The organism is Moraxella lacunata (assembly GCF_900453205.1).
In the GTDB taxonomy this organism is placed as follows: domain Bacteria; phylum Pseudomonadota; class Gammaproteobacteria; order Pseudomonadales; family Moraxellaceae; genus Moraxella; species Moraxella lacunata_B.
This window is the reverse complement of sequence record NZ_UGQU01000001.1, coordinates 1,002,531-1,024,579: the sequence shown is the minus strand read 5'-3', so window position 1 is coordinate 1,024,579 and position 22,049 is coordinate 1,002,531. Positions and strand designations below refer to the sequence as shown.

Below are 22,049 nucleotides of genomic sequence, written 5' to 3'. Positions count from 1 at the left end.
GTTATTCATAAACATCATTGCTATTTTTGATAAAACAAATGCTTAGTAACCAAAATAACACCTGTCCAAGCACAAAAATAAGTAAGTAATTATTTTGACAATGATAAATAGATGTATACAATAAATTGGTAAAACTGTTGCTTTCTGTCCACCAGCTTATGAGGGTGCTGACAAGCAGGTAAGTCATGGCAAAAATAACATAAATAATTTTATTTTTGCAAAAGCTAAATATCACAACAAATAACAGCCCAACAAGTGCTAATAAGGTGAATACTATGTCATCATCATTTCCAGAACTGTAAATTTCACTAATTTTCATTATATGTCCTGATGAAAAATAATCAAAACATAAATTCTCAGCAGTAACAAAAAACAAACTAACTGCTGAGATTAGTAGGGCAATGATGGCAACGGGGCGATATTTGATGCGTGGTATTTTTATCATACCGCCACATCTGCCTTAATCCGTTCGTGCGATTGATAATTCACAATCTTTATATCATCAAAGTTAAATTCAAATAAATCTTTAACATCAGGATTTAATGCTAATTGACATAAAGGCAAAGGCTCACGAGTTAATTGCAATTTTGCTTGCTCAAAATGATTATGATACAAATGCGTATCGCCCCCCGTCCATATAAATTCGCCCACTTCTAAATCACACACTTGGGCAATCATATGCGTTAAAAGGGTATAGCTTGCAATATTAAACGGCACACCCAAAAATACATCGGCACTTCTTTGATAAAGCTGGCAGGAGAGTTTATTATTCACCACAAAAAATTGAAATAAAGTATGGCAAGGCGGTAAGGCAACTTGTCCTGCTTCAATCGGATTCCAGCCAGAGACAATCAAACGGCGAGAATTGGGATTGGTTTTGATTTCGTTTACAAGCCACGCAAGCTGGTCAAAGCCGTCTGTATTATACTCGCCATTCTCATTTTTGCTTGCCCCAAAATTACGCCATTGATGACCATAGACCGCCCCCAAATCGCCCTCGACTCGTCCAAATCTGGCGGTTTGCTCTGCTGTTGCCCATTCGTCCCAAATGGTTACGCCATTGTCCTGCAAGTATTTGACATTGGTATCGCCTTTAATAAACCATAAAAGCTCGTGAATGATGGATTTTAAATGCACTTTTTTGGTGGTGAGTAGGGGAAAGCCGTCCGCCAAATTAAACCGCATTTGATAACCAAATACGCTACGAGTGCCTGTGCCTGTACGGTCGCCTTTATCATCGCCATTGTTTAGGATATGGGATAGGAGTTCTAGATATTGTTTCATGGGTTTTTCTCTTTTAATAAGTGTTCAAAAAATGCCACTGTGGTTTCGGTATCAAAATAATGCTCATCTAGGCGAATATAAGTGGCATTTACTTTGGCAAATTGTTGCCAATCGCCTGTTTCATCTTGATAAATAAACGCTAATGTATATATCAATTTGCCTGAACCATGATGCTTTACTTCATGGAAGTGTAGTTTACACGCTTCATAGGATAAATATCTGGGTTTGATAAGTCCGTGTTCTACAAAAGCGATTTTGTCAGGATATAATATCAGTTTTGGTTTTTGATATAAAAATGCCATGACAGCAAACAAGATAAACATGACAATGCCAAATATCGTACCAAACATATTTTTGCCAATAAGACCAGTAATTGCAAAAAATTGTAAAGAAATCAGTGGAAAAAATACAGTAAAAATAAGACCGATACGCCCAAAATAAACATAAACCCCAATTGGAAATTCAAAAGTTTTGCCATCAAAGGTAAATGTATTCATGTCATATTTCCCAATTTAATCTTATTAAAAAATGCTAAGGTTTTTTGTTGGTCAAAATGATGTTTTTGATTGCCAAAATACGCATTTTTTGGATTAAGATAAATAAGCAGTTTTTCCTTATCTTTATCATTGTTATCAAGGGTATAAAAATACAATAAAGACTGCTTGCCGTTTTGGTTTGTTATTGTCTGTTCCAAAAAATGCAAGTCCTGCCAAGCGATATGGCGTGGCGTGGGTTTTGTTATGACCACCTTGTCGGCATGTAATATCATGGCAGGCTTTTTTGCGGATAATAGTGCCGACGTTATCAATAGTGCAAATACGGCATATATCGCCAATGTCCATGCGTTTTGAGTAATTATGGCAAACCCCACCGCCACACCAAAGCCGATAAGGTTTATGAGTATGGCGGTTAGTACTAGGACTGTGTCCGAATAGGGCGTGGTATAGACGGCAATGGGAAATTCAAAAGTTTTGCCGTCAAAATTAAATGTATCCATTTGATTTTTTCACATTGTTGTAACCGTGCTTTATTTAGGCTTTTTGCCAGTCATAAATCGGTTTTTTATAGGCAAGAGCCATCAAAATCACCCCTGCGATAATCATCGGCAGGCTATACAGTTGCCCTTTGCTCATCCAACCAAAGATGAGTTCATAGCCCACATCAGGCTGGCGGAAAAACTCGGTGGTAAAACGACTGCACCCATAACCGAGCAAAAACAGAGCAGACACGGCATAGCGTGGGCGTGGCTTGCTACTAAACCACCATAAGAGGATAAATAGCAGTACGCCCTCTGTAAAGGCTTGATAAAGCTGACTTGGGTGGCGTGGCAGTAGGTAGTATTCGCCCATTTGCACGGCAATCTCATGTAAGCTCGGGTCGGCATGGATAAGCTCGTGGTCGGCATGAACCGCTTGGGGAAAGTACATGAGATGAGCATAATCACCATGTGACACCCGCCCCCACAGCTCGCCGTTAATAAAGTTACCAATCCGCCCAAACAGCAAGCCTAACGGCACGCAAGGGGCGATAAAATCCAGCACGGTGAAGGCGTGTTTTTTATATTTGCGTCCAAAAAACCACATCGCCACCAGCACACCCATAAAGCCACCATGAAAGCTCATGCCCCCTTCCCAGACTTTAAATAGGTAGGCGGGATTGGCTAAAAATTCACCAAAATTATACAAAATCACATAGCCAATGCGACCCCCCAAAATCACGCCCATCGCCCCAAAAAATATCAAATCTGAGACCATCTCGCCTGTAAAATCGCCCCGTTTTTTGCCCCAAAAAGTCGCGAGCAAATAAGCGGACAAAAAGGCAAGTAAGTACATAAGTCCATACCAATGCACTTGGAGAAAGCCCAAATCAAGGGCGACAGGGTCAAATTGGGGGTGTGTGATTGCCATAAAAAATCGTCAGCTAAATTGGTGATATGTAAAAACTTCGCCCGTTATTTACATTTTGTTTAAAATAAAACTCTAACCACCCACAAGAAGTAAAGGTCAAAGTTTTTCCTGTAATGTCATCTTTCTTGGCTAAAGATGAATGTGGCTTAATGGTGCTATAGAAATTGACAAAACGGTTTAGCTCTTGCTTGCGGTGTTCGCTGTCAGTAAATCCTGTTTTATCAGGCAGTATCGCAACAAACAGATATTCTTGTCTGTCTATAATGCTCTGTCCTTTGATCAGGGGTAAGGGAGCAACCCTGTGTTTTTGATGTTCATTTGCAGTATTTTGCCTATCCTGTAAATAACGGTGGTTTGTCTTGCAGTTTAGGTTATTATTGTAGCATATTTTGGTTGTGGTTGATATGATTTGATGACATCGAATAACCCCACTCTTAACTTAAAACCACCAAAGCAAGAGATTTATGGTACCTGTCTAATCGTGTGATTAGAAAACCCTTGGCTCACAGTCTTTGTGTGCAAATTAACAAACAGCTTAGCAATCCACCACTTAGGTTTGAGGTGATTTTAAATTGAGAGTAGGGTATATAATACCAAAATCCCTATTGTGCTGATGTTGCGATAACTCTTATTGGGTTATCTCTTGTCATTTCTGGAATGGGACTGGTGTCAGCTGCCTTGTGCTTTGCGATAGGCGAGAACTGCTATAAGTGCTATTAAAAGAGCCTATGTTTAGACTCTTTTTTATAATCAAGGCAGGTTGTCATCTTATCACATCAAAATCTGCCGTTTACCAGCATTATCCATCGGACTGACCAATCCTGCCTCTTCCATCATATCCACGATACGGGCGGCACGGTTGTAACCAATGCCCAGTTTACGCTGAATGCTGGATATGGAGACTTTACGGCTTTCCATGACAAAGGTCACCGCCTGATGATAATATTCATCATCACCGCCCTTACCCAGTCCATCCCCTGACCCTTCGCCTTCAAAAGTGTAACTATTTGACAGGTCAATATAATCAGGACTACCACGCTCACGCCACGCATCGCAGACACGGTTAACCTCATCATCATCCACATACGCCCCATGCACACGGCGTGGGGTGTTCTCGCCCGGCCCGATGAACATCATGTCACCGTTACCAAGCATACTCTCCGCCCCACCTTCTTCGATGATGGTACGACTGTCCACCTTTGAGTTCACTCGTAGGGCGACACGAGAGGGGATATTTGCCTTAATCAGACCTGTGACGACATTCACCGTTGGACGCTGAGTGGCAAGCACCAGATGAATGCCAGCGGCACGAGCCTTTTGGGCAAGGCGAACAATCGGCTCTTCGGCAGTTTTACCTAACTGCATAATCATATCCGCAAATTCATCCGCCACGATAACGATGAGTGGCAAAGGCTTGAGTTTGGGGGCGGTCTTGATGCTGACATTTTCGTCCGCTCGCCACAGTGGGTCAAATATCGGCTCGCCTGACGTCTCAGCTTGTAGCACTTTTTTGTTAAATTCTGAAATTTTACGCACACGCAGTAAGCTCATGAGCTGATAGCGTCGCTCCATCTCGTTCACGCACCATGTCAGAGCAGCGGTCGCCTCAGTCATGTCCGTAATCACAGGCGTGAGCAAGTGTGGTATGTCGCCATAGTTGGCAAGTTCTAGCTGTTTAGGGTCAATCAGCACCAGTTTGAGCTCATCAGGGGTGTACTTAAAGAGCATGGACAGTAAGATAGAGTTCACAAAAACTGACTTACCTGAGCCTGTCGTACCTGCCACCAGCATATGCGGGGCTTTGGCAAGGTCAGCGATGACCACCTTGCCGCCAATGTCTTTACCGATGGCGACACCGATTTGCTTATCAGGGTTTTTATAATCAGGCGTATCCAGCAGTTCGATGAGTCGCACCATCTCTCGCTTTTTGTTGGGTACTTCAATACCGATATAAGGCTTGCCTGGTATGACTTCGACCACACGCAGGCTCGCCATAGAAAGCGACCGTGCCAAATCCTGTGCCGCTCCCGTTACTCGGCTCGCCTTAATCCCTGCCGCCAGCTCCACCTCAAAGCGAGTCACCACAGGCCCGACCATGGCACTGACTACAGTTGCTTTGATGTTAAACTCTTTTAGCTTAATCTCTAACAGTTCAGATAACTTTTCTATCTCTCGCTCAGTGTAGCTCGGCTGTTTGTTGGCATCAGGCTTATCTAGGATAGAGAGCTCAGGAATAGGCGATAGGCTCATGCGATGGGTGAGTGTGTCCATGGCTCGTGACCGCTGTGGGTTTGGTACATCCGCCTCTATATCTTTAAAATGTGCTTGCTTGGGCGTATCTTCTACGGGCAAGGGTCTTTTTGGGATAAAATTATCGGGATGTAAAGGTGGCTGGGTCAGCTCTTCGTCCAATATCCCTGTCATTCCATCTGTTGTCACATCGTTTTTAACATCAGCTTTACCTGATGAATTTATTTGCATGTCCTCATTTAATCTCTCTTGTGTATCAATCTGCAAATCCTGTTCTTGTATTTCTTGATTTAGTAAATCCTTTGACAGTCTCACCCACTCATCGTCAAAGACATTATCACGACTGATGTTAGTGGTTTGATTGGTTCGGTTGTTTTGGTAGACAAAATCCACCTCGTCATCAACATTTATCTCAACCCCTATCTTTGTATCAACAGTTTGATTGTCATTGATATTTGCTTGCTCATCAATATCATTCGTACTGACAATTTTTACCTTAGTTTTGGGCGTCAACTCAACGATATCATCAGAATCATGATTTAAAACCTCAATCAGCTCATCATCATTCATGAACTCTAACGGCTTGTTCTCACTCTCATGATGAATCCCATCTGCCTGCCGAGCATGCAGCTGATTGGCGTCCAGTGTCAAATTATCTACTTTTAATACCACTTCATCAGCATGAATCTCCACACGACCCGCTTGTAACTCTCCGTCTTGTTTGCCCTGCTGAGTATTTGCCAGTATCTCATCACGCAGTCCTGATGTCTGCAAAAACTCTGATAGGTCTTCACTATTGTGATGAACAGATGACACGATTGGTGTGTCATCCTTGACCACTTCAAACAGCTTGGCGTCTTCTTGATTTGGCTTGACCGATTCGGCAGGTTTGGCTTTTTTATCGCCATCAAGCCAACCCATGAACCAGCCAAAAAATGCCACTGGACGCACTTCGAATGCCAACACCGTGACAACACCCGTTATAATCAGCAAAAATATCGCTGTCGCCACATTGCCAAACTGCTGCACCAATGCCTGATATAATCCAGCCCCCATGACACCACCAGTGATAAGTCCTGTGTCATGCTCGCCTGCTGTCCCCCATCCTGCCAACAGCCCACTAAGGCACACCAACAAAAAACCATACGCAAGCACCCGAAGCTGCCACATGACCTGCGACTGTCGCCACCATAAAAGTGCCACTTCATACATCATGACCAGCACTAGCCACCATGACCCATACCCAAAAAACACGTGCAAAATGTCAGCAACCCAAGCCCCAAGGCGACCGCCGACATTGGTAATCTCCTGTCTGCCACCAACATGCGACCATGCAGGGTCTAAGGTATTATAGGATAATAATGATAAAAACAAAAACCCAAGCATCACCGTGCCAAACACGCTAAAAAACAGACGTTTGATGATGGGCATTTGACTGATGAACTCGGCGATTTTTTGATTTTGTAGTATTTTTTTCATGAGTGAATTTTAGGGCTAGGATGGCTTGGATGTTAAGCGGTCTATTATATCGAATAATGGCAGAGTTTATCAAAATTTTTTGATGGCTTGTAGCAACGTGAATTTTGAAAACCTGATGTAATTTATAGAGAATTTTACACAACTGCCGTAAGATTGGCAAACTTAGCTAAAAGAAAAACTTACACCCACTCATTTTCCCCTTGTAATTTCCCCCATTTTGTTACAAAATAGGGGGTTAAATTTTAAATTAGAGAATAACGATGAATGTATTGATTATGGCGGCAGGTACAGGCGGACACGTTTTTCCTGCGTTGGCGGTGGCGGACGAGCTGACATCTCGTGGGGCGGTCGTGCATTGGCTTGGCACGCCAAACGGCATGGAAAACGAGCTTGTCGCCAAACACGGCTACACCATGCACCATATTGATATGCAGGGCTTGCGGGGTAAGGGATTGGCTCGGGCGATTAAATTGCCCTTTATGCTGTTTAAAGCGGTTATGGCAAGCAAAAATATCATCAAAAACAACAACATAGACGTGGTTATCGGCTTTGGTGGGTATGTGACTGTACCGGGGGGATTGGCAAGCAAATTATCAGGCAAACCGCTCATCATTCATGAGCAAAACGCCATTGCAGGAATGAGCAACAAGACCCTAGCCCCCCATTCGGCAAAAGTGCTACAAGCCTTTGACGGGGCATTTAGTGGCATGGGCGACAGACTTGTTACGGTGGGTAACCCTGTACGCACTGCGATTATCAACGCTACACCGCCAAGTGAGCGTTATGACGTGGCGGATACATCGCCCCCAAAGGTGCTGGTGGTGGGCGGTTCGCTTGGGGCAAAAGCCATCAATGAAGCGGTGGTAGAGCTGTTAAAGTTGTCCGACAAGCCCCTAACCGTGCGACACCAATGCGGTAAAGACAACCATAACGCCATGTTGGTCGCCTACTCACAAGCAGGGATTGATACAAGCCGTCATGTGTTTGAAGTCATGCCGTTTATTGATGATATGGCACAGGCGTACAGTTGGGCGGACGTGATTATTTGTCGGGCAGGGGCTTTGACGGTAACCGAGATTGCCAGCGTGGGCGTTGCTCCGATTTTTATTCCGCTACCGCACGCCGTGGACGACCACCAAACCGCCAATGCCAAGAGCCTAACCGAGCATGGGGCAGGGATTTTGTTGCCCCAAAACGAGCTGTCGGGTGAAAAACTTGCACAGATTTTGGGCAATCTTGACCGTCAGCAATGTCTAGATATGGCAACTAACGCCCGAGCCTTTGCCAAAACAGATACGACTACGCAAGTGGCGGATATTGTGGAGCGTGTGGTTAAGACATGAGTGATACCTCATTAACTCCTTATCAAGTTGTTAGTACGCCTGTGTTTGACCGTTGGTTAAGCAAATTACGCAACAGACGTGTAAAAATGCAAATTGCTGAACGCCTTTTTCGCATTGAAAATGAAGGATTTTTTGGTGACATCAATTCGGTCGGTGGCGGTATTTATGAATTAAGATTTCATGACGGGGCGGGCTATCGTGTTTATTATGTTATTCGTGGCAACGTGGTAGTTGTTTTGTTGTGTGGTGGCGACAAAGATAGCCAGCAAGATGACATTAAAAAAGCCAAATTGCTATCATCGGAGATTGATAATGAAAATGAGTGAATTAAAAAAATTTGACCCAGTTGATTATATGCAAAGCCATGAGGATATCGAATTATTTCTTGAAATGGCAATGACAAATGGCGGTGGCGTAGAGCATATCAAACAAGCCTTTTTGGTGGCTGAAAAAGCCCGTGCCAAACTGGATAAAGAAAATAATGAGATAAGTTTGAATGATTTAATCGCCAGTGCCATTGCCAAAGTAATGACCAATCAAAAAAGTATTCAGTTTGGCTAATTGGGTATTAAAATGTTTTATTATAAAATCAACGACACATTAAGCCTAACCTTGATGCATTCATCATTTGCCAGTCAAATAAATGACATTGTTAATACCCAAAAAGATTATTTGGGCAAATGGCTACCGTGGGCGAATGATTTTAGTGAAAATAGCTATCGTGAATTTGTCAAATTTGCTTTACACCAATATGCCGATGACAAAGCCATTCATACCCATCTTATTTATGATAATAAAATCATCGGGGCGGTGAGTTTAAATAACATTTATCATCATCTAAAAAAGGCAGAGATTGGCTATTGGCTACACCAAGAATATCAAGGGCGTGGTATCATGACCCTTGCCGTGCGTGCGATTATGGACATTGCCAAACATACCTATGGCATGGATGTGGTGGACATTAAGGCAGGCGAGCATAATGCCCCAAGCCGAAAAGTCGCCGAGCGATTGGGATTTGAGTTTTGTGGTATTATTGCCAATAATGAAAACGTCAATGGCGATATTATTAACCATGCGGTTTATATGTATCGGTTTTGATTTTAAAATAATAGGGTAAAATATTTACCTTAATGTACCAAATTAAATTGATTGATATATTAACATTTGTATTTTAAATCGAATTGGATAGTTTAAGTTAAAAGTTATCCAGATAAAAAATCATGGTAATTATTTACCAACCCCATTTAACACCTAATAAAGAGAAAAAGTTATGCCAAATTCAACCAACGTCAAAACCCTGCCCAAACAACTCATTGAAATTCCAGAAATGAGACGGATTAACACCGTGCATTTTGTCGGTATCGGTGGGGCGGGTATGTGCGGAATTGCCGAAGTGCTTGCCAATCAAGGCTATACGGTAACAGGCTCGGACATCAAAGAAAGCGTGGTTACCAAGCGTTTAGAGAGTCTGGGCATTACGGTGTTTATCGGGCATGATTCGTCCAATATCAAAAATGCTGACGTGCTGGTGGTGTCGTCCGCCATTGATAAAACCAACCCCGAGATTCAGACCGCCTTACAAGCCCGACTGCCTGTGGTTCGCCGTGCCGATATGCTCGGAGAGCTTATGCGATACCGCCACAGCATTGCAGTGGCAGGGGCTCACGGCAAGACCACAACCACAAGCCTACTTACGATGATGCTCACCGAAGCGGGACTTGACCCAACTTATGTGATTGGCGGTAAATTGAATGCCTCTGGCAAAAATGCGTCCTTGGGTAGTAGCCGATACCTTGTGGCGGAAGCGGACGAGTCCGATGCGTCATTTTTGAGTTTGCGTCCCATGGCGAGCATTGTTACCAACATTGACGAAGACCACATGGACACTTATGGCGGTAGTTTTGATAAGCTAAAACAAGCCTACATTCAGTTTTTGCACAATATGCCGTTTTATGGGTTGGCGGTGGTGTGTGGCGATGATGATGAGCTGTATGGCATGATTGACGACATTGCTCGCCCTGTGCTGACTTTTGGCTTTAAAGAGCATAATGACGTGCAAGCGGTGGACGTGGTGGTGGACGGCACTCGCACGCATTTTACCGTATTGCGTAAAGACCGTGAACCGCTTCGCTTGACCTTAAATATCCCCGGTGAGCATAACGTGCTAAATGCCTTGGGGGCGATTACGCTGGCGACCGATGAAGGCGTGGACGATGAAGCGATTGTGCGTGCGGTGGGTAAATTTGCAGGCGTGGGCAGACGCTTTGAACAGCAAGCGGACGTAAGCCATGACGGGGGCAATATCCTGCTCGTTGATGACTATGGTCATCACCCTGCCGAAGTGCAAGCGACCATTCGTGCTGCCCGCCAAAGCTACCCCGACCGCCGTTTGGTGATGATGTTTCAGCCACACCGTTACAGCCGTACACGAGATTGTTTTAGCGAGTTTGTCAATGTGTTGTCGCAGGTGGATAAGCTGATTTTACTTGATGTGTATAGTGCTGGCGAAGAGCCGATTAAGGGGGCGAGTAGCAACGATTTGGCTCGTTCACTGCGTGAGCGTGGGCAGGTTGAGCCGATTGTGCTAAGTGTCAATGACAAAGAACAAATCGCCCAAGTGCTAAAAGTTACCCTACACGCCAATGACCTGCTTATCACGCAAGGGGCGGGTAATGTGGGGCAGATTTGTTTGGAGCTGAGAGATAATAATTTGTATTTATAGGGGATTTTATGTCGTTAGTTCATAGCGAGCGATATCAAAAAGCGATTGAGCATCTGCAATATTTGCCACAAAAACAGCAAATGGTGGTATTTGATTTGATTGAAAACTTTTTTGAAATCATTGGCAAAAATCAAACCGAGTTTGATTTAAAAAATGAGCAATGGCAAAAATGGCAACAAGAAAATAAATCCTTTTTGGAAAATTTGGGATTGGATATTCGTGAGCCGTCCGAACAACAAAAAAGTTTTTTGATGTGGCGTGTGAATTATGAAAAAGCCCTTGCCAAAAATGATGATTGGACGGACGATGAGAGCGATAGCTATTGGGCAAGCCTAAGAGATAAAAATGATACTGGGCGAGAAGTGAGCTTTGAATGAATAAACTAATTTTGCCTGATAATAATGTCTTTTCAGAAGTCATTCGCTTAGAACCCAATAAAAAAGTCGTACAAAACTATTATCAAAATTTTCATCATTTTGGTATGGCGATAACGGTTTGGCATGAGCTTTTATATGGGTTGTATGGCATGAAAGACGGCGTGCGAAAACAAAATATCGCCAAATTTATCCACGATGATTTGGCTTTATTGCCCAAATATCACTACACCCAAGAATGTGCCGACATTCACGCCAAAATCCGTGCTGAATGCCGAGCAAAAGGCAAAACTTTATCTTTTGCCGACAGTCAAATTGCGTCCATTGCCTTAGTCAATAACGCCATTTTGGTAACTCGCAATGTGGACGATTTTAAGGCGATTGACGGTTTGATGATTGAAAATTGGTTTGATAATTAACCAAAAATTAACTTTGTGCAATTTGAGTAAGGTACGTATTACGCACCCTTAATGGCATATTTTTAAATAATGGTGTGTTGTACACACCTTACAGTTTGATTTAATTTGGAAAAACTTATGAACGATGTAACAAAATTTGGCAAAGTTGCCGTGGTTTGCGGTGGATTTAGTGCCGAACGTGAAGTATCTTTAAATAGCGGTAAAGCGGTATTAAACGCCTTATTATCAAAAGGCGTGGACGCTCATCATTTTGACCCGCAAGAGACCGACATTTCAAAATTGCGTGAGTATGACCGTGTGTTCAATGTGCTACATGGTACTTTTGGCGAAGACGGCAGTTTGCAAGGCGTGCTTGACGGCTTTAAGATTCCTTATACAGGTTGTGGCGTGCTCGCAAGTGCGATTGCCATGGATAAATTTCGTTGTCGTTTGGTGTGGCAGTCCTTAGGTTTGCCCAACGTGCCTTATGTGGTTTTGCACGATGACAGCGATTTTGAAGCCGTGGAGCGTGAATTTGGCTTACCACTCTTTGTCAAACCTGCTTCTGAGGGTTCTAGCGTGGGCGTGATGATGATAGAAGAAGAGGGCGGTTTGGCAAAGGCGTACCCAAAGCTAAAACAGTATCACGGCGAGATTTTGGCAGAAAAGGCGATTACAGGGGGCGAGTACGCTTGTTCGCTACTTGGCGATGATGTCTTGCCAAGCATTCGCATTATCCCCAAGGGCAAGTTTTATGACTATGAAGCCAAGTATCTGCGTGATGACACGGTGTATCAATGTCCGTCTGATTTAACTGCCGAACAAGAGCGTGAAATGGGCGAGCTTGCCAAACGTGCTTTTTCTGCCATGGGTGGGCGTGGCTGGTCTCGTGTGGACTTTTTAAAATCTGATGACGGCAAGCTGTATGTCCTAGAAATCAATACCGTGCCGGGTATGACCGACCACAGCCTTGTGCCGATGGCAGCCAAAGAAGCAGGGATTGAATTTGCGGATTTGTGTGTGAGGATTTTAGAGCAGACGTTATAAATAATGATGTGTTTGCCGTGATAAACGAAATGTTTAGCTGAATTAATGGGTGAGTCACAATTTGCTTATCGGCATATTTAAATCGGGCAAGTCTGACTTGCCTTTATGTTTCAAACTTAAAATACTTTTAAATAATGCTGATTATTTTGTGTATTTTGATATTGTGACTGTGACAAATTAATTCTAACAATTTCATTGATGAAATGTAACGCCATGTAAAATCAGTCATTTAGTGATGATTTTTTACTTTAAATAAAAACAAGAATAGGATAAAATATATAAATTTTAGCCTTGTTTAATAAAATATGTACGCAAGCGTTCATTTTTAAGCTTGTTTTAGCGATACATTTGTAATATTTGGCTATCTAACTGGGTGCAACCGTGGCAGAGATGACAGCAGACCATATTAACCATGAGCATGAGGGGCATGATGACAAGCATTTGTCAAAATCATGGCAATCGGCTTTGGTGACGCTTGGGCTGATGTTTGCCATTGGCTTTTTTGCCATGCAAACCATCGGCAAAAGCCCTGCCAAACCCATCCATGTGGAAGCATCAAATTTGACCACACCAGAGAGCCAGTCATTGATGCAGGCAATCGCCCCCTTTGGAGAAATATCTTTTTTTGGGGGTAATTTGCACCAAATCCATGACAGTGTGACAAGCTTATCGTGGGTGGAGCATGCGACCGTACGCCGTGACTGGTATCAGGGCATTACGGTTGAGGCGGTGCCACGCAAGCCCATTGCCAATTTCGGCAGTCAAGAGATGATTGATGCTAACGGTGTGGTGTTTAGACCTGCCGATAAAGGCGATGTCATGAACCCTGATTTGGTCACATTGCATGGCTCGGCGACACAGGCAGATGCCATCATGCGTCAAATGCAGTACGTCAATCAGCAGTTTGCTCCGCTTGGGCTGACGGTGGATGATTTGATATTGACACCACGTAACACGTGGGTTATACGTTTTCATAACGGGCTCAGGGTGGTTGTTGATGATGAGAATACCACACAAAAACTTCATCAGTTGGCACAGATTTTAAATGAGCGATTTGCTGAGCGTATTAATGACATGCAGTCGGTTGACTTGCGTTATAAAAACGGTTTTTCTATTGCGTGGCGAAATAAGAAATAAAGGCTATTTTAAAATTTGATTTATTTTATTTTTGATAGATTTTTAAAACAAGTGTTTTGACAATCTTGTTTTTGGGCAGGGGGATTTCCCCTAATTGTGGTCAATTATGATACCCGATTCTGACATTCATGCGGTGATTCATCTAAGTTCCACGGCGGTTTATACTGTTGTGGGCTATTTTGACGTTCATCATAAAAAAACCCAAATCATGGGGCTTGGACTTGCCAAAACGGACGCGTTTTTTGGTGGTCAAATCGTCAATCGTGAACATCTGCTCAGTGCCATTCATAAGTCATTGCGAGAAGCCATTGATATGGCAGGCGTGCAAGTCTCTTATGTCGGGCTGTCTTTTGCCAGTCCTGCGATGATGGGCGAAAACGGCATTCAAGATAAAATCATCACAGGACAAAATCCCACGGGCGACACTCTTGGACGTAAGATAAGCCATGATGATGTTCGGGATATTTTAAATGACGCCAAAGTAGGACTGGCACAAAAAGGACATAAAGACGTGCAGTTGTGCCAACAGCGTTTTTGGCTTGATGATGACCAAAGTGGCAAAGATGTTGTGGGTATGTTGGCTCATAAACTGACCGTTGGCTATCATCTTATCAGCGTGCCTAGCATGTTTTATGCCCAAATCAAGGATTTGATGGTCTCAAATAACCTAGAAGTTCATCCCATGTTTTTTGATGGGATAACCAGCAGTGAATACGCCCTAAGCAGTGATGAAAAACAGCGTGGTGTGTGCTTTATTGACATCGGTGCAGCACTCACCAAAGTGTGCCTGTACCAAGAAGGCATGTTGCTCTACACTCGCTGTCTGCCTGTGGGTGGGCAACTGGTGGACATGGACATCGCCAGTACGCTTGGACTGACTTTATTAGAAGCTGAATCTTTAAAAAAACATCACGGCTCAGCGAACGCCAGCAAACAAAGCAAAAGTGATTTTATCACGCTTAAAAAACGTCATCATGACAGCGAATTGACGGTTCATTTATATAAACTTGCCAGTATCATTGAAGCACGTTATCTGGCACTGCTACATGAGATTTTTGATGAATTGACCGCCAAAGGACTAGACCAGTTCATGGACATGGGCGTGGTGTTGGCAGGTGGCGGGGCGGACATGAGGGATTTGCCCAGCTTGATAGAAAGACAGTTTGGTGTCAGCGTACGTCAAATGGACATCAACCCAAAGGTAGTGGTGCATACTGAACTGCTTAGCGATGATGATATCGGGCTTTTAAAAACACATCTGTCCGACCCGAAATTACATAGTATCATCGGGGCACTCATGTATTATCAAAGTGAGCAGTATGCTCGCGATGAGCGTGGGCAGTTTGGCGATTTGGATAGAGTGGGCTTTTTTGGGCGTGTTGGGCAAAAATGCCAATCATGGCTTGATAAATTAAGACAGTTACTGTGATGATATTGCTTTTTAATGGTTGGGGTAAAAGATAATGGTATTGTTAATTGAGTATACTTTTCTAGAAAGCCGTTCGTGGTGAGCTTGTCGAACCATAACGGTTTTCCTAGACTTCGACAAGCTCAGTCCGAACGGAAAACCTTAAAATCTATCTTTATTTAACAATACCAAGATAATAAACGTCTATCTTGGCTACATTTGCCCATTAACAGCTTATTTCAAGCCAATCATTCACCCTGCTATTTAATATGGGGTGAATTGGTGTTATAATATCAAAATAGTTTCTATGTCAATATGATATATGTCAATATGATAAAAGAATTCGGAGAAATAAATGTCTAAATATGGTCTTGATACAGATGACGGTCAAGTAAACTACGGTAAAGCACGCTTTATCGTTTTTGGCGTGGGTGGCGGTGGCGGTAATGCGGTCGAGCATATGGTGCAAGAAGGTCTTAATGGGGTGACATTTGTCGCTGCCAATACTGACCGTACCGCTCTTGATAATCTGACCGTGCCACACAAGATTCAGCTTGGCTCGGAAGGTTTGGGTGCAGGTGGTAATCCTGAGGAAGGTCGCCGTTATGCCGAAGAAGACGAAGATGAAATTCGCTCGATGTTAGATGGCTATAATATGGTATTTATCACCGCAGGCATGGGTGGTGGTACAGGCACGGGTGCCGCTCCTGTGGTGGCTCGTGTTGCCAAAGAGATGGGTATTTTGACCGTTGCTGTGGTGACCACGCCATTTGACTTTGAAGGCAAAAAACGCATGAAGTCTGCCAAAGATGGCGTTAGCCAACTAACAGAGCTGGTTGATGCGATTATCACCATTCCTAACCAAAAATTGTTGAAGATTTATAAGCAAATCTCTTTTACAGATGCTCTTAAAAAAGCCGATGACGTACTTCTGCACGCGGTAAGTGGCTTGGTGCAAATCGTGGATACGGCGGATAATGTGGTGATTAACACCGATTTTAGGGACGTGCGTACTGCCATGACTGCCAAAGGCTATGCGATGATGGGTATCGGTCGTGCCAGTGGCGATGACCGTGCCAGACAAGCTGCCGAAAAAGCCATTCGCTCACCACTGCTTGATGACATTCGTCTTGAAAATGCCAAGGGGCTGTTGGTGAACATTACCGCAGCTGAGCTGATGATGAGTGAGCCCGAGGAGATTGCCGAAGCGTTGTCATCGATTGCTGACCTAGAAGAAGGTAATATCTTCTATGGCTATGTCCAAGATGAGAGCATGGGTGATGAGATTCATGTCACAGTCATTGCCACGGGTTTGACCTTGGATGACCGTCCAAAGGTCGCTGTGCAACAAGCTCCGATTCAGAACCTACAAACTGCCCCCGCAGGTCATGTCAGTGCCTTGGAGAGTAGGCAGCAAGCACAGCAGACCCAACCACAGGCACAGTCAGTGCAAGCACAGGCTCAGCCGCAGACCGCTCCGCAGGTCAAGACACGTATTGATGTGAATAGCTACCTAAAATCACAACAGCATAATAAGTGATATGCTCTTTGTGTAAACCCTGCCATTGGTGGGGTTTTGTTTTATTTGATGGTAAAATAAATAGGGCGTGCCTACCATTGATAACATTTTTATAAAATAAGATGAAAAATTGACAATTTTAATCAATTTTTGCATGAAAAATGGCTAAATCTTGTGGCTCGAAGGCGAAAACTTGTCTGATAGAAAACTCACAGCCTTTGTTTTTTCCTTGAAAAACGTGCGATTTTTCTCATTTTTCATTGCAAATACCAAAGTCAGGCACGCCCTAGTAAATGAGATAAATAATCTATGATAAAAGTGGACTTGCATAGCCACAGCACCCGCTCTGATGGCACATTCTCCCCTGCTTATGTGGTAAAGTTGGCTCATGAGATGGGCATTGAAGTTTTTGCCTTGACCGACCATGACACCACCGCTGGCATTGATGAAGCACGGCAAATGGCGAATGAGCTAGGCATGCGTTTGATTGATGGGGCAGAGATTAGTTGTCATCATCAGATGAATGGTGGCTATGGCAAAAATAAATCCACAACCAAGACCATTCATGTGGTTGCCCTTAATTTTAAGGATAAAGAGCGATTAAATCAAAAACTTAACCATTTACAAAATTCTCGGGAAACTCGTGGTCATGCCATTGTGGTAAAGATGGCGAAGATATTGGCAGACATGGCGGATTTTGCTCATATTGATGAGCAGGTATTATGGCAAGCGGTATTGGGTAAGGCAAACGGCAATGCCAAAGCCGTGGGACGGGCTCATATTGGACAAGTATTATTTGAACTGGGTGTGGTGCGGACGGTGCAAGATGCTTTTGATAAATATCTGGCGGATAATAAGCCAGCTTATGTTGCCATTGATAGCTTAACCATGGGTCAGACCATAGAGCTTATCCATGAATGTGGTGGGATTTCGGTACTGGCTCACCCCACTCGCTATGATTTGTCCGCCACTCGTGTGCGTAAGCTCATCGCTGACTTTGCCATGCTGGGTGGTCAGGCGGTTGAGTTGCCCAGTCCTAGCGAGCCCATGTCTACCCGAGCGATGATAGACAGATGTGTGGCAGAGCATGGACTCATGGTGTCGGTGGGGTCAGATTTTCACGGGGCAAACATGCCATGGCGAAAACTTGGACAAGTCGCCACACCTAAGGCGGAGCAGGTGGGAGTGTGGGAGCGGTTTTAACGGTTCTCGACCAAATTCTCACACAAAGCAAACAGCACGCTGGTGGCAAAACTGCCAGTGGGCAACTCAAAGTCTAGCGTTAGACTGTCATCATGCCATTGCCAATTTAGCCCATGAATCCTTAGACGTAAGGGGCGTTGAGCCAGTTTGACCCCGACTTTTAACAGTCCATTTTTGATAAGCTCAAATTCATCTTGTGCCAATACCGCCTGATAAATGAATAGGCTCTCATCGGTGTTTTTTGGCTCGCCCACTCCAAACAGTGGGGCGGTGGGGTGAATGTCCTGCTCTGATACTCGTCGAATTATCTCATCGTCAATGTCGGCACAAAAAATAGAACCCGTCCCGTCTAGGTTGAACACATCGCCTGTCACTGCCTTATCCCAACACCCAAGCCGTACTCGATCACTAAGCAAGGCATTAAACAGCATGCTTCTGGCGGATGACACATATAGGCTGTGCTTATCCATGTCTTTTTTAAAGGGCTTATAAGGCTTGGCAGATGAGAGTATTTTTTCAAAAAAGGCTTTGGCTTGATTGATGTTATCGCCATCACGCCCAAAGCGTTGCTCACCAAAATAGTTTGGTACGCCTGCTTGTTTGATGCGAGCAAGCTGTGCATTGATGGCGGACATCTCGCCTGCCACTTGTCTTAGCGTAATGGTAAAGGCATTGGCTTTGTGCGTGCCACGGTGGAGTTTTTTGTCGTGCCAGTGATGAGCGATGAGCGTTAGGCTTTCACCCTCTTTTAGATGGTTTTTGACAAACTCATCAAACTCTAATGCAGGCATACCACGCTTGGGCAATCTTAGGCTAAACCATTGATACGTCTGGGCATGGCGGTCTTTTAGTCCCGAGTAGCCGACATCACGCATGGCGATGTCCGCCCAGCCCGCCAAAAGTTTGGCAACAAAGGCGGTGTTCATGCCGACTTTGCAGACATGCACCCACAAATGCTCGCCTTGCCCACCAAAATCAACAGTCATCAGCTCTTTGACGATAAAGTCAGCAGGATAAGTCTTAAAATCAGCCGAGATGATGGCAGGGGCAAAAGGGCGGTGTAGGGCATGATGAGTCATGATGATGTTCTTTAACAATGATAAAATTAAAAACGCCCAAGCAAAGACTCGGGCGTTTGTATTGTAGCATGTTTGGCGAGTGTTGCCAATTATTCTACCACATAGACAGTACGGTCACCTTGTGGCTGTACAGGGCGGTTGTTGCCGTTGTAGAGCTTGGCGAGGGTGTTTAGCTGTTTGCTGTCAGCAGTGATTGGCTTGGCTTGTAGTAGCCATTGTACTTGCTCTGAGCAAGGCGGGGTGGTAAGTGAGCCGTTATAGGCATAAGTTTTGCTGTCTTTGGGCATGATGGTGGAGACATCAAAGGCGGATAGTGTGCCTTTATATTTGCCGTCTTTGGGTAGGTCGGTTAGGATTTTGCCAAGGTCAGCATTGGTCGCTCCTTTTTCTACCAAGACGCCAACCACCGCCAAACCGCCATTGGCATTTTGGTGAACAAAGTGAATCTCCAACGGATAAAACGCATTCATCACGGTGTGTTCACTAGGTACGTGGTAGTGAAATTGTAGCAATTTATAGTCCACGCCATTGACATTTAGGGTGTTTTTGTCATCTTTGGCATTAAAGACAATGGTGTGACCGTTGTTTTCAACTTCAAAATCGCTGGCGGTGTAGCTTGGGGTTAGGGTGAAGTTGCCTTGTGAGTCAGGGCGTGGCTTGACTACGGTGTCGATGTTAATGGGTGACTGCTCTACGCCCGTGCCACACAGTTTGTTCACTTCTAGGTCGCCCCATTTTTCTGGATGGGCATAGTCCCAGCCGTGGTCGTGGTTGTGATGATGGTCATGACCATGAACATGAGCGTGTTCAGGCTTGACGTTTTGGGTGGTGGTGCAAGCAGATAAGGTTAGGGCAAGTACGCTAATGGCGAGAGTAGGTTTTAACATAGCAGATCCTTATTAACAATGGGCTAAAAGGCACAAATGTACATGAGAAAAAACATTATAGTCCAAATTTTGCCTATATGTTACCCGTTTATCCCATAAAAAAGACATCTCGCAACTTAATAGTAATAAATAGAGGTAAAATGTTATTATATATCAAGTAATTATTCATTAATGATACATATCCCAACCTCCATTCCACTTATTTCAGTACCTTATTTTCAACTTGACATAAATGACTGATTTGTCAAGGGCGAATGTAATTCACCCCTACAATTCAAAAAATAATTATTAAATAATCAATAAGTTACTAGGGCATGTTGAACATTGATAACATTTTATAAAATAAGATGAGAATTTGACAATATCAATCAATTTTTGCATGAAAAATGGCTATCCGACCACTTAATCATGTAGATTTTTAAGATTTTTACAACTTAATCTCTTAAAATTAAGTGGTCGGATTGTTTTTCATAATAAAAACTTGTCTGATAGAAAACTCACAGCCTTTGTTTTTTCCTTGAAAAACGTGCGATTTTTCTTATTTTTCATTGCAAATACTAATGTTCAACACGCCCTATCTTAATTTGAGATTGGAGTAAAGAGAGTGAACCTAAATCCACTCTCTTGATGGATTAATCTGCCCAATCAGCCTTTAACAGTTTTACCTTTTAATTGCATAAAGGCTTGTTCTACACGTTCGCTGTGGTCACGGATTTTTTGTTCCACTTGGGCGAACTGTTCTTTTAGGTATTCATCAGCTTCATGCAAGCGGTTGGCAAATTCGGTGCGTTTTAGCTCCATGGATTTGGCTTTTAGGGCGTGCCATTCTTCCACAGTATTGGTAAAGGCATCGTATTCGGCACTGATTTTGTCTTTAAACAGCATGAGCTTATCATCTAAGGACAAATCCCCACCTGCAATGCGAGCTTCGGCACGTTTAAACTGCATGGTAACTTCGGCGTGCTTGATGGTTAGGTCATCGACCGTTTTTAGCTCTTTGGCAAGACCGATTTTGGATAAGCCTGCGATGAGCCATTTGGTTGGGTCGTATTGCCACCATTTAACCCCATTGCGATAGTCGTATTGGAAATAATGATGGTAGTTATGATAGCCTTCGCCCCAAGTAAAAATCGCCAAAATCGGGTTATCACGGGCGGTGTTTTCATCAGTATAAGGGCGTGTGCCGAACATGTGGCACAGCGAGTTGATAAAAAAGGTAAAATGATGGGTTAGTACCATACGCAGTAGCCCCACAATGATAAATGCCCCGAGCATGTCACCAATGATAAGCCCGACAGCACTTAGGATGATGACATTGGTCAGTAGCACCCACAGTCCATAATGCTCATGTTGGTGTACCAGTACCTTGTCTTTTTTCAGGTCAGGGATGTTTTTGTAGTCGTATTGACCGCTGGGGTATTTTTTTAACATCCACTGCATATGGCTAAACCAAAAACCACGACGTGCCGAGTAGGGGTCATCATATTCATCATCGACATGGCGGTGATGGACACGGTGCCCTGAACACCAGTCAAAGGCAGAGCTTTGTACCGCCAAGGTCGCCCCGATGAGCAAAAAATATTTGACAACGGGGTGAGTTTCATAGGATTTATGGGCAAATAAGCGATGATAGCCTGCGGTGATGGACAGTCCCGTCCACGCCATAAATAGCGAAAAGGCAATCCACAGAGCAGGACTGGTGTCATGCGTCCATAGATACCACGGCACCAAAATCAAGGCGAGCAAAGGCGTGCTGATGAGAAAAACAGCAGGCACCCAGTTGATGGGGGGATTTTCAAAATCTTGGGGGTTGTGTTTGGCAGTCATGGTGTTTTCCTGTGTTGCCTGTTTTGGTGTACTATTATACATGAATTTATCAAGGATGTGAACGCCCATGCACAAAAATTTATTAAAAATGAACATTTGTTAAGCAATAAGAAGTGATTGTTTTTTAATAATTTTTTTATCAAAATTTTGGGAATGAATGGTGTGTGGCAGGATGGATGGTTTTA

The 22,049-nt window shown here is 43.7% G+C and carries 20 protein-coding genes and 2 pseudogenes; 13 read left to right on the top strand and 9 right to left on the bottom strand.

The features are described 5' to 3' along the window. Position 1: 1 nt before the first annotated feature. Genes DX073_RS04840 through lgt form a run of 5 tightly spaced genes read right to left on the bottom strand, consistent with a single transcriptional unit; the run spans position 2 to position 3,191 of the window. Positions 2 to 445 carry a hypothetical protein gene (locus DX073_RS04840; RefSeq protein ID WP_115006026.1) on the bottom strand — a complete coding sequence of 148 codons (444 nt, stop codon included), beginning with the start codon at positions 443 to 445 and terminating at the stop codon, positions 2 to 4. After that, positions 442 to 1,284: a thymidylate synthase gene (locus DX073_RS04835; RefSeq protein ID WP_115006024.1), complete on the bottom strand. Its 843-nt coding sequence runs from the start codon at positions 1,282 to 1,284 to the stop codon at positions 442 to 444. The genes DX073_RS04840 and DX073_RS04835 overlap by 4 nt, the downstream gene beginning before the upstream one ends. Next, positions 1,281 to 1,781 carry a hypothetical protein gene (locus DX073_RS04830; protein WP_115006022.1) on the bottom strand — a complete coding sequence of 167 codons (501 nt, stop codon included), beginning with the start codon at positions 1,779 to 1,781 and terminating at the stop codon, positions 1,281 to 1,283. The genes DX073_RS04835 and DX073_RS04830 overlap by 4 nt, the downstream gene beginning before the upstream one ends. After that, complete coding sequence (locus DX073_RS04825) at positions 1,778 to 2,281, bottom strand: hypothetical protein (protein WP_115006020.1); 504 nt, start codon at positions 2,279 to 2,281, stop codon at positions 1,778 to 1,780. The genes DX073_RS04830 and DX073_RS04825 overlap by 4 nt, the downstream gene beginning before the upstream one ends. A 34-nt stretch (positions 2,282 to 2,315) precedes the next feature. Then, the gene (gene lgt, locus DX073_RS04820; protein WP_115006018.1) at positions 2,316 to 3,191 is read right to left on the bottom strand and encodes a prolipoprotein diacylglyceryl transferase; all 876 of its coding nucleotides are present in this window, start codon (positions 3,189 to 3,191) and stop codon (positions 2,316 to 2,318) included. A 441-nt stretch (positions 3,192 to 3,632) separates the two neighbouring features. Between lgt and DX073_RS15140 the strand changes: the two are divergent. Next, positions 3,633 to 3,767 (top strand): annotated as a pseudogene (locus DX073_RS15140) (IS982 family transposase); the annotation flags it as partial. 195 nt (positions 3,768 to 3,962) lie between these two features. On the opposite strand, the pseudogene DX073_RS04810 reads toward DX073_RS15140, so the two are convergent. After that, positions 3,963 to 6,836: pseudogene (locus DX073_RS04810) on the bottom strand (DNA translocase FtsK); the annotation flags it as partial. A 344-nt stretch (positions 6,837 to 7,180) separates the two neighbouring features. Between DX073_RS04810 and murG the strand changes: the two are divergent. The 12 genes from murG (at position 7,181) to DX073_RS04750 (ending at position 18,071) form a co-directional block, all read left to right on the top strand. Further along, entirely contained in the window at positions 7,181 to 8,263 is a 1,083-nt protein-coding gene (gene murG / locus DX073_RS04805; RefSeq protein ID WP_115006016.1) for an undecaprenyldiphospho-muramoylpentapeptide beta-N-acetylglucosaminyltransferase, read from the top strand. Beyond that, positions 8,260 to 8,589 (top strand): type II toxin-antitoxin system RelE/ParE family toxin, encoded by a 330-nt coding sequence (locus DX073_RS04800; protein ID WP_115006014.1) that lies wholly within the window; start codon positions 8,260 to 8,262, stop codon positions 8,587 to 8,589. The genes murG and DX073_RS04800 overlap by 4 nt, the downstream gene beginning before the upstream one ends. Next, on the top strand, positions 8,582 to 8,824 hold the full coding sequence (locus tag DX073_RS04795; protein ID WP_147279682.1) for a hypothetical protein: 243 nt from the start codon (positions 8,582 to 8,584) through the stop codon (positions 8,822 to 8,824). The genes DX073_RS04800 and DX073_RS04795 overlap by 8 nt, the downstream gene beginning before the upstream one ends. Positions 8,825 to 8,836: 12 nt before the next feature. Further along, complete coding sequence (locus DX073_RS04790; protein WP_115006010.1) at positions 8,837 to 9,361, top strand: GNAT family N-acetyltransferase; 525 nt, start codon at positions 8,837 to 8,839, stop codon at positions 9,359 to 9,361. Positions 9,362 to 9,533: 172 nt separating this feature from the next. Continuing rightward, positions 9,534 to 10,985, top strand: coding sequence for a UDP-N-acetylmuramate--L-alanine ligase (gene murC / locus DX073_RS04785; protein ID WP_115006008.1), 1,452 nt, complete (start codon positions 9,534 to 9,536; stop codon positions 10,983 to 10,985). An 8-nt stretch (positions 10,986 to 10,993) separates the two neighbouring features. Continuing rightward, the gene (locus DX073_RS04780) at positions 10,994 to 11,362 is read left to right on the top strand and encodes a hypothetical protein (RefSeq protein WP_115006006.1); all 369 of its coding nucleotides are present in this window, start codon (positions 10,994 to 10,996) and stop codon (positions 11,360 to 11,362) included. Further along, positions 11,359 to 11,778 carry a type II toxin-antitoxin system VapC family toxin gene (locus DX073_RS04775; protein WP_115006004.1) on the top strand — a complete coding sequence of 140 codons (420 nt, stop codon included), beginning with the start codon at positions 11,359 to 11,361 and terminating at the stop codon, positions 11,776 to 11,778. The genes DX073_RS04780 and DX073_RS04775 overlap by 4 nt, the downstream gene beginning before the upstream one ends. 117 nt (positions 11,779 to 11,895) lie before the next feature. Beyond that, a complete protein-coding gene (locus DX073_RS04770; RefSeq protein ID WP_115006002.1) occupies positions 11,896 to 12,804 on the top strand; it encodes a D-alanine--D-alanine ligase in 909 nt (302 codons plus the stop codon). A gap of 390 nt (positions 12,805 to 13,194) precedes the next feature. Next, entirely contained in the window at positions 13,195 to 13,941 is a 747-nt protein-coding gene (locus DX073_RS04765; protein WP_115006000.1) for a cell division protein FtsQ/DivIB, read from the top strand. Positions 13,942 to 14,047: 106 nt separating this feature from the next. Then, entirely contained in the window at positions 14,048 to 15,370 is a 1,323-nt protein-coding gene (gene ftsA, locus DX073_RS04760) for a cell division protein FtsA (protein WP_115005998.1), read from the top strand. Positions 15,371 to 15,704: 334 nt separating this feature from the next. Beyond that, complete coding sequence (gene ftsZ / locus DX073_RS04755; protein ID WP_115005996.1) at positions 15,705 to 16,889, top strand: cell division protein FtsZ; 1,185 nt, start codon at positions 15,705 to 15,707, stop codon at positions 16,887 to 16,889. A gap of 288 nt (positions 16,890 to 17,177) precedes the next feature. Next, positions 17,178 to 18,071: a PHP domain-containing protein gene (locus DX073_RS04750; RefSeq protein ID WP_115005994.1), complete on the top strand. Its 894-nt coding sequence runs from the start codon at positions 17,178 to 17,180 to the stop codon at positions 18,069 to 18,071. On the opposite strand, the gene truD is transcribed toward DX073_RS04750, so the two are convergent. The 3 genes from truD to DX073_RS04735 form a co-directional block, all read right to left on the bottom strand. After that, complete coding sequence (gene truD, locus DX073_RS04745; RefSeq protein WP_115005992.1) at positions 18,068 to 19,150, bottom strand: tRNA pseudouridine(13) synthase TruD; 1,083 nt, start codon at positions 19,148 to 19,150, stop codon at positions 18,068 to 18,070. The two genes, DX073_RS04750 and truD, sit on opposite strands and share 4 nt — an antisense overlap. Positions 19,151 to 19,239: 89 nt before the next feature. Continuing rightward, a complete protein-coding gene (locus DX073_RS04740; protein WP_115005990.1) occupies positions 19,240 to 20,037 on the bottom strand; it encodes a carbonic anhydrase in 798 nt (265 codons plus the stop codon). 645 nt (positions 20,038 to 20,682) lie between these two features. After that, positions 20,683 to 21,864, bottom strand: a complete 1,182-nt coding sequence (locus tag DX073_RS04735; RefSeq protein WP_079324824.1) for an acyl-CoA desaturase — start codon at positions 21,862 to 21,864, stop codon at positions 20,683 to 20,685. Positions 21,865 to 22,049 lie beyond the last annotated feature (185 nt).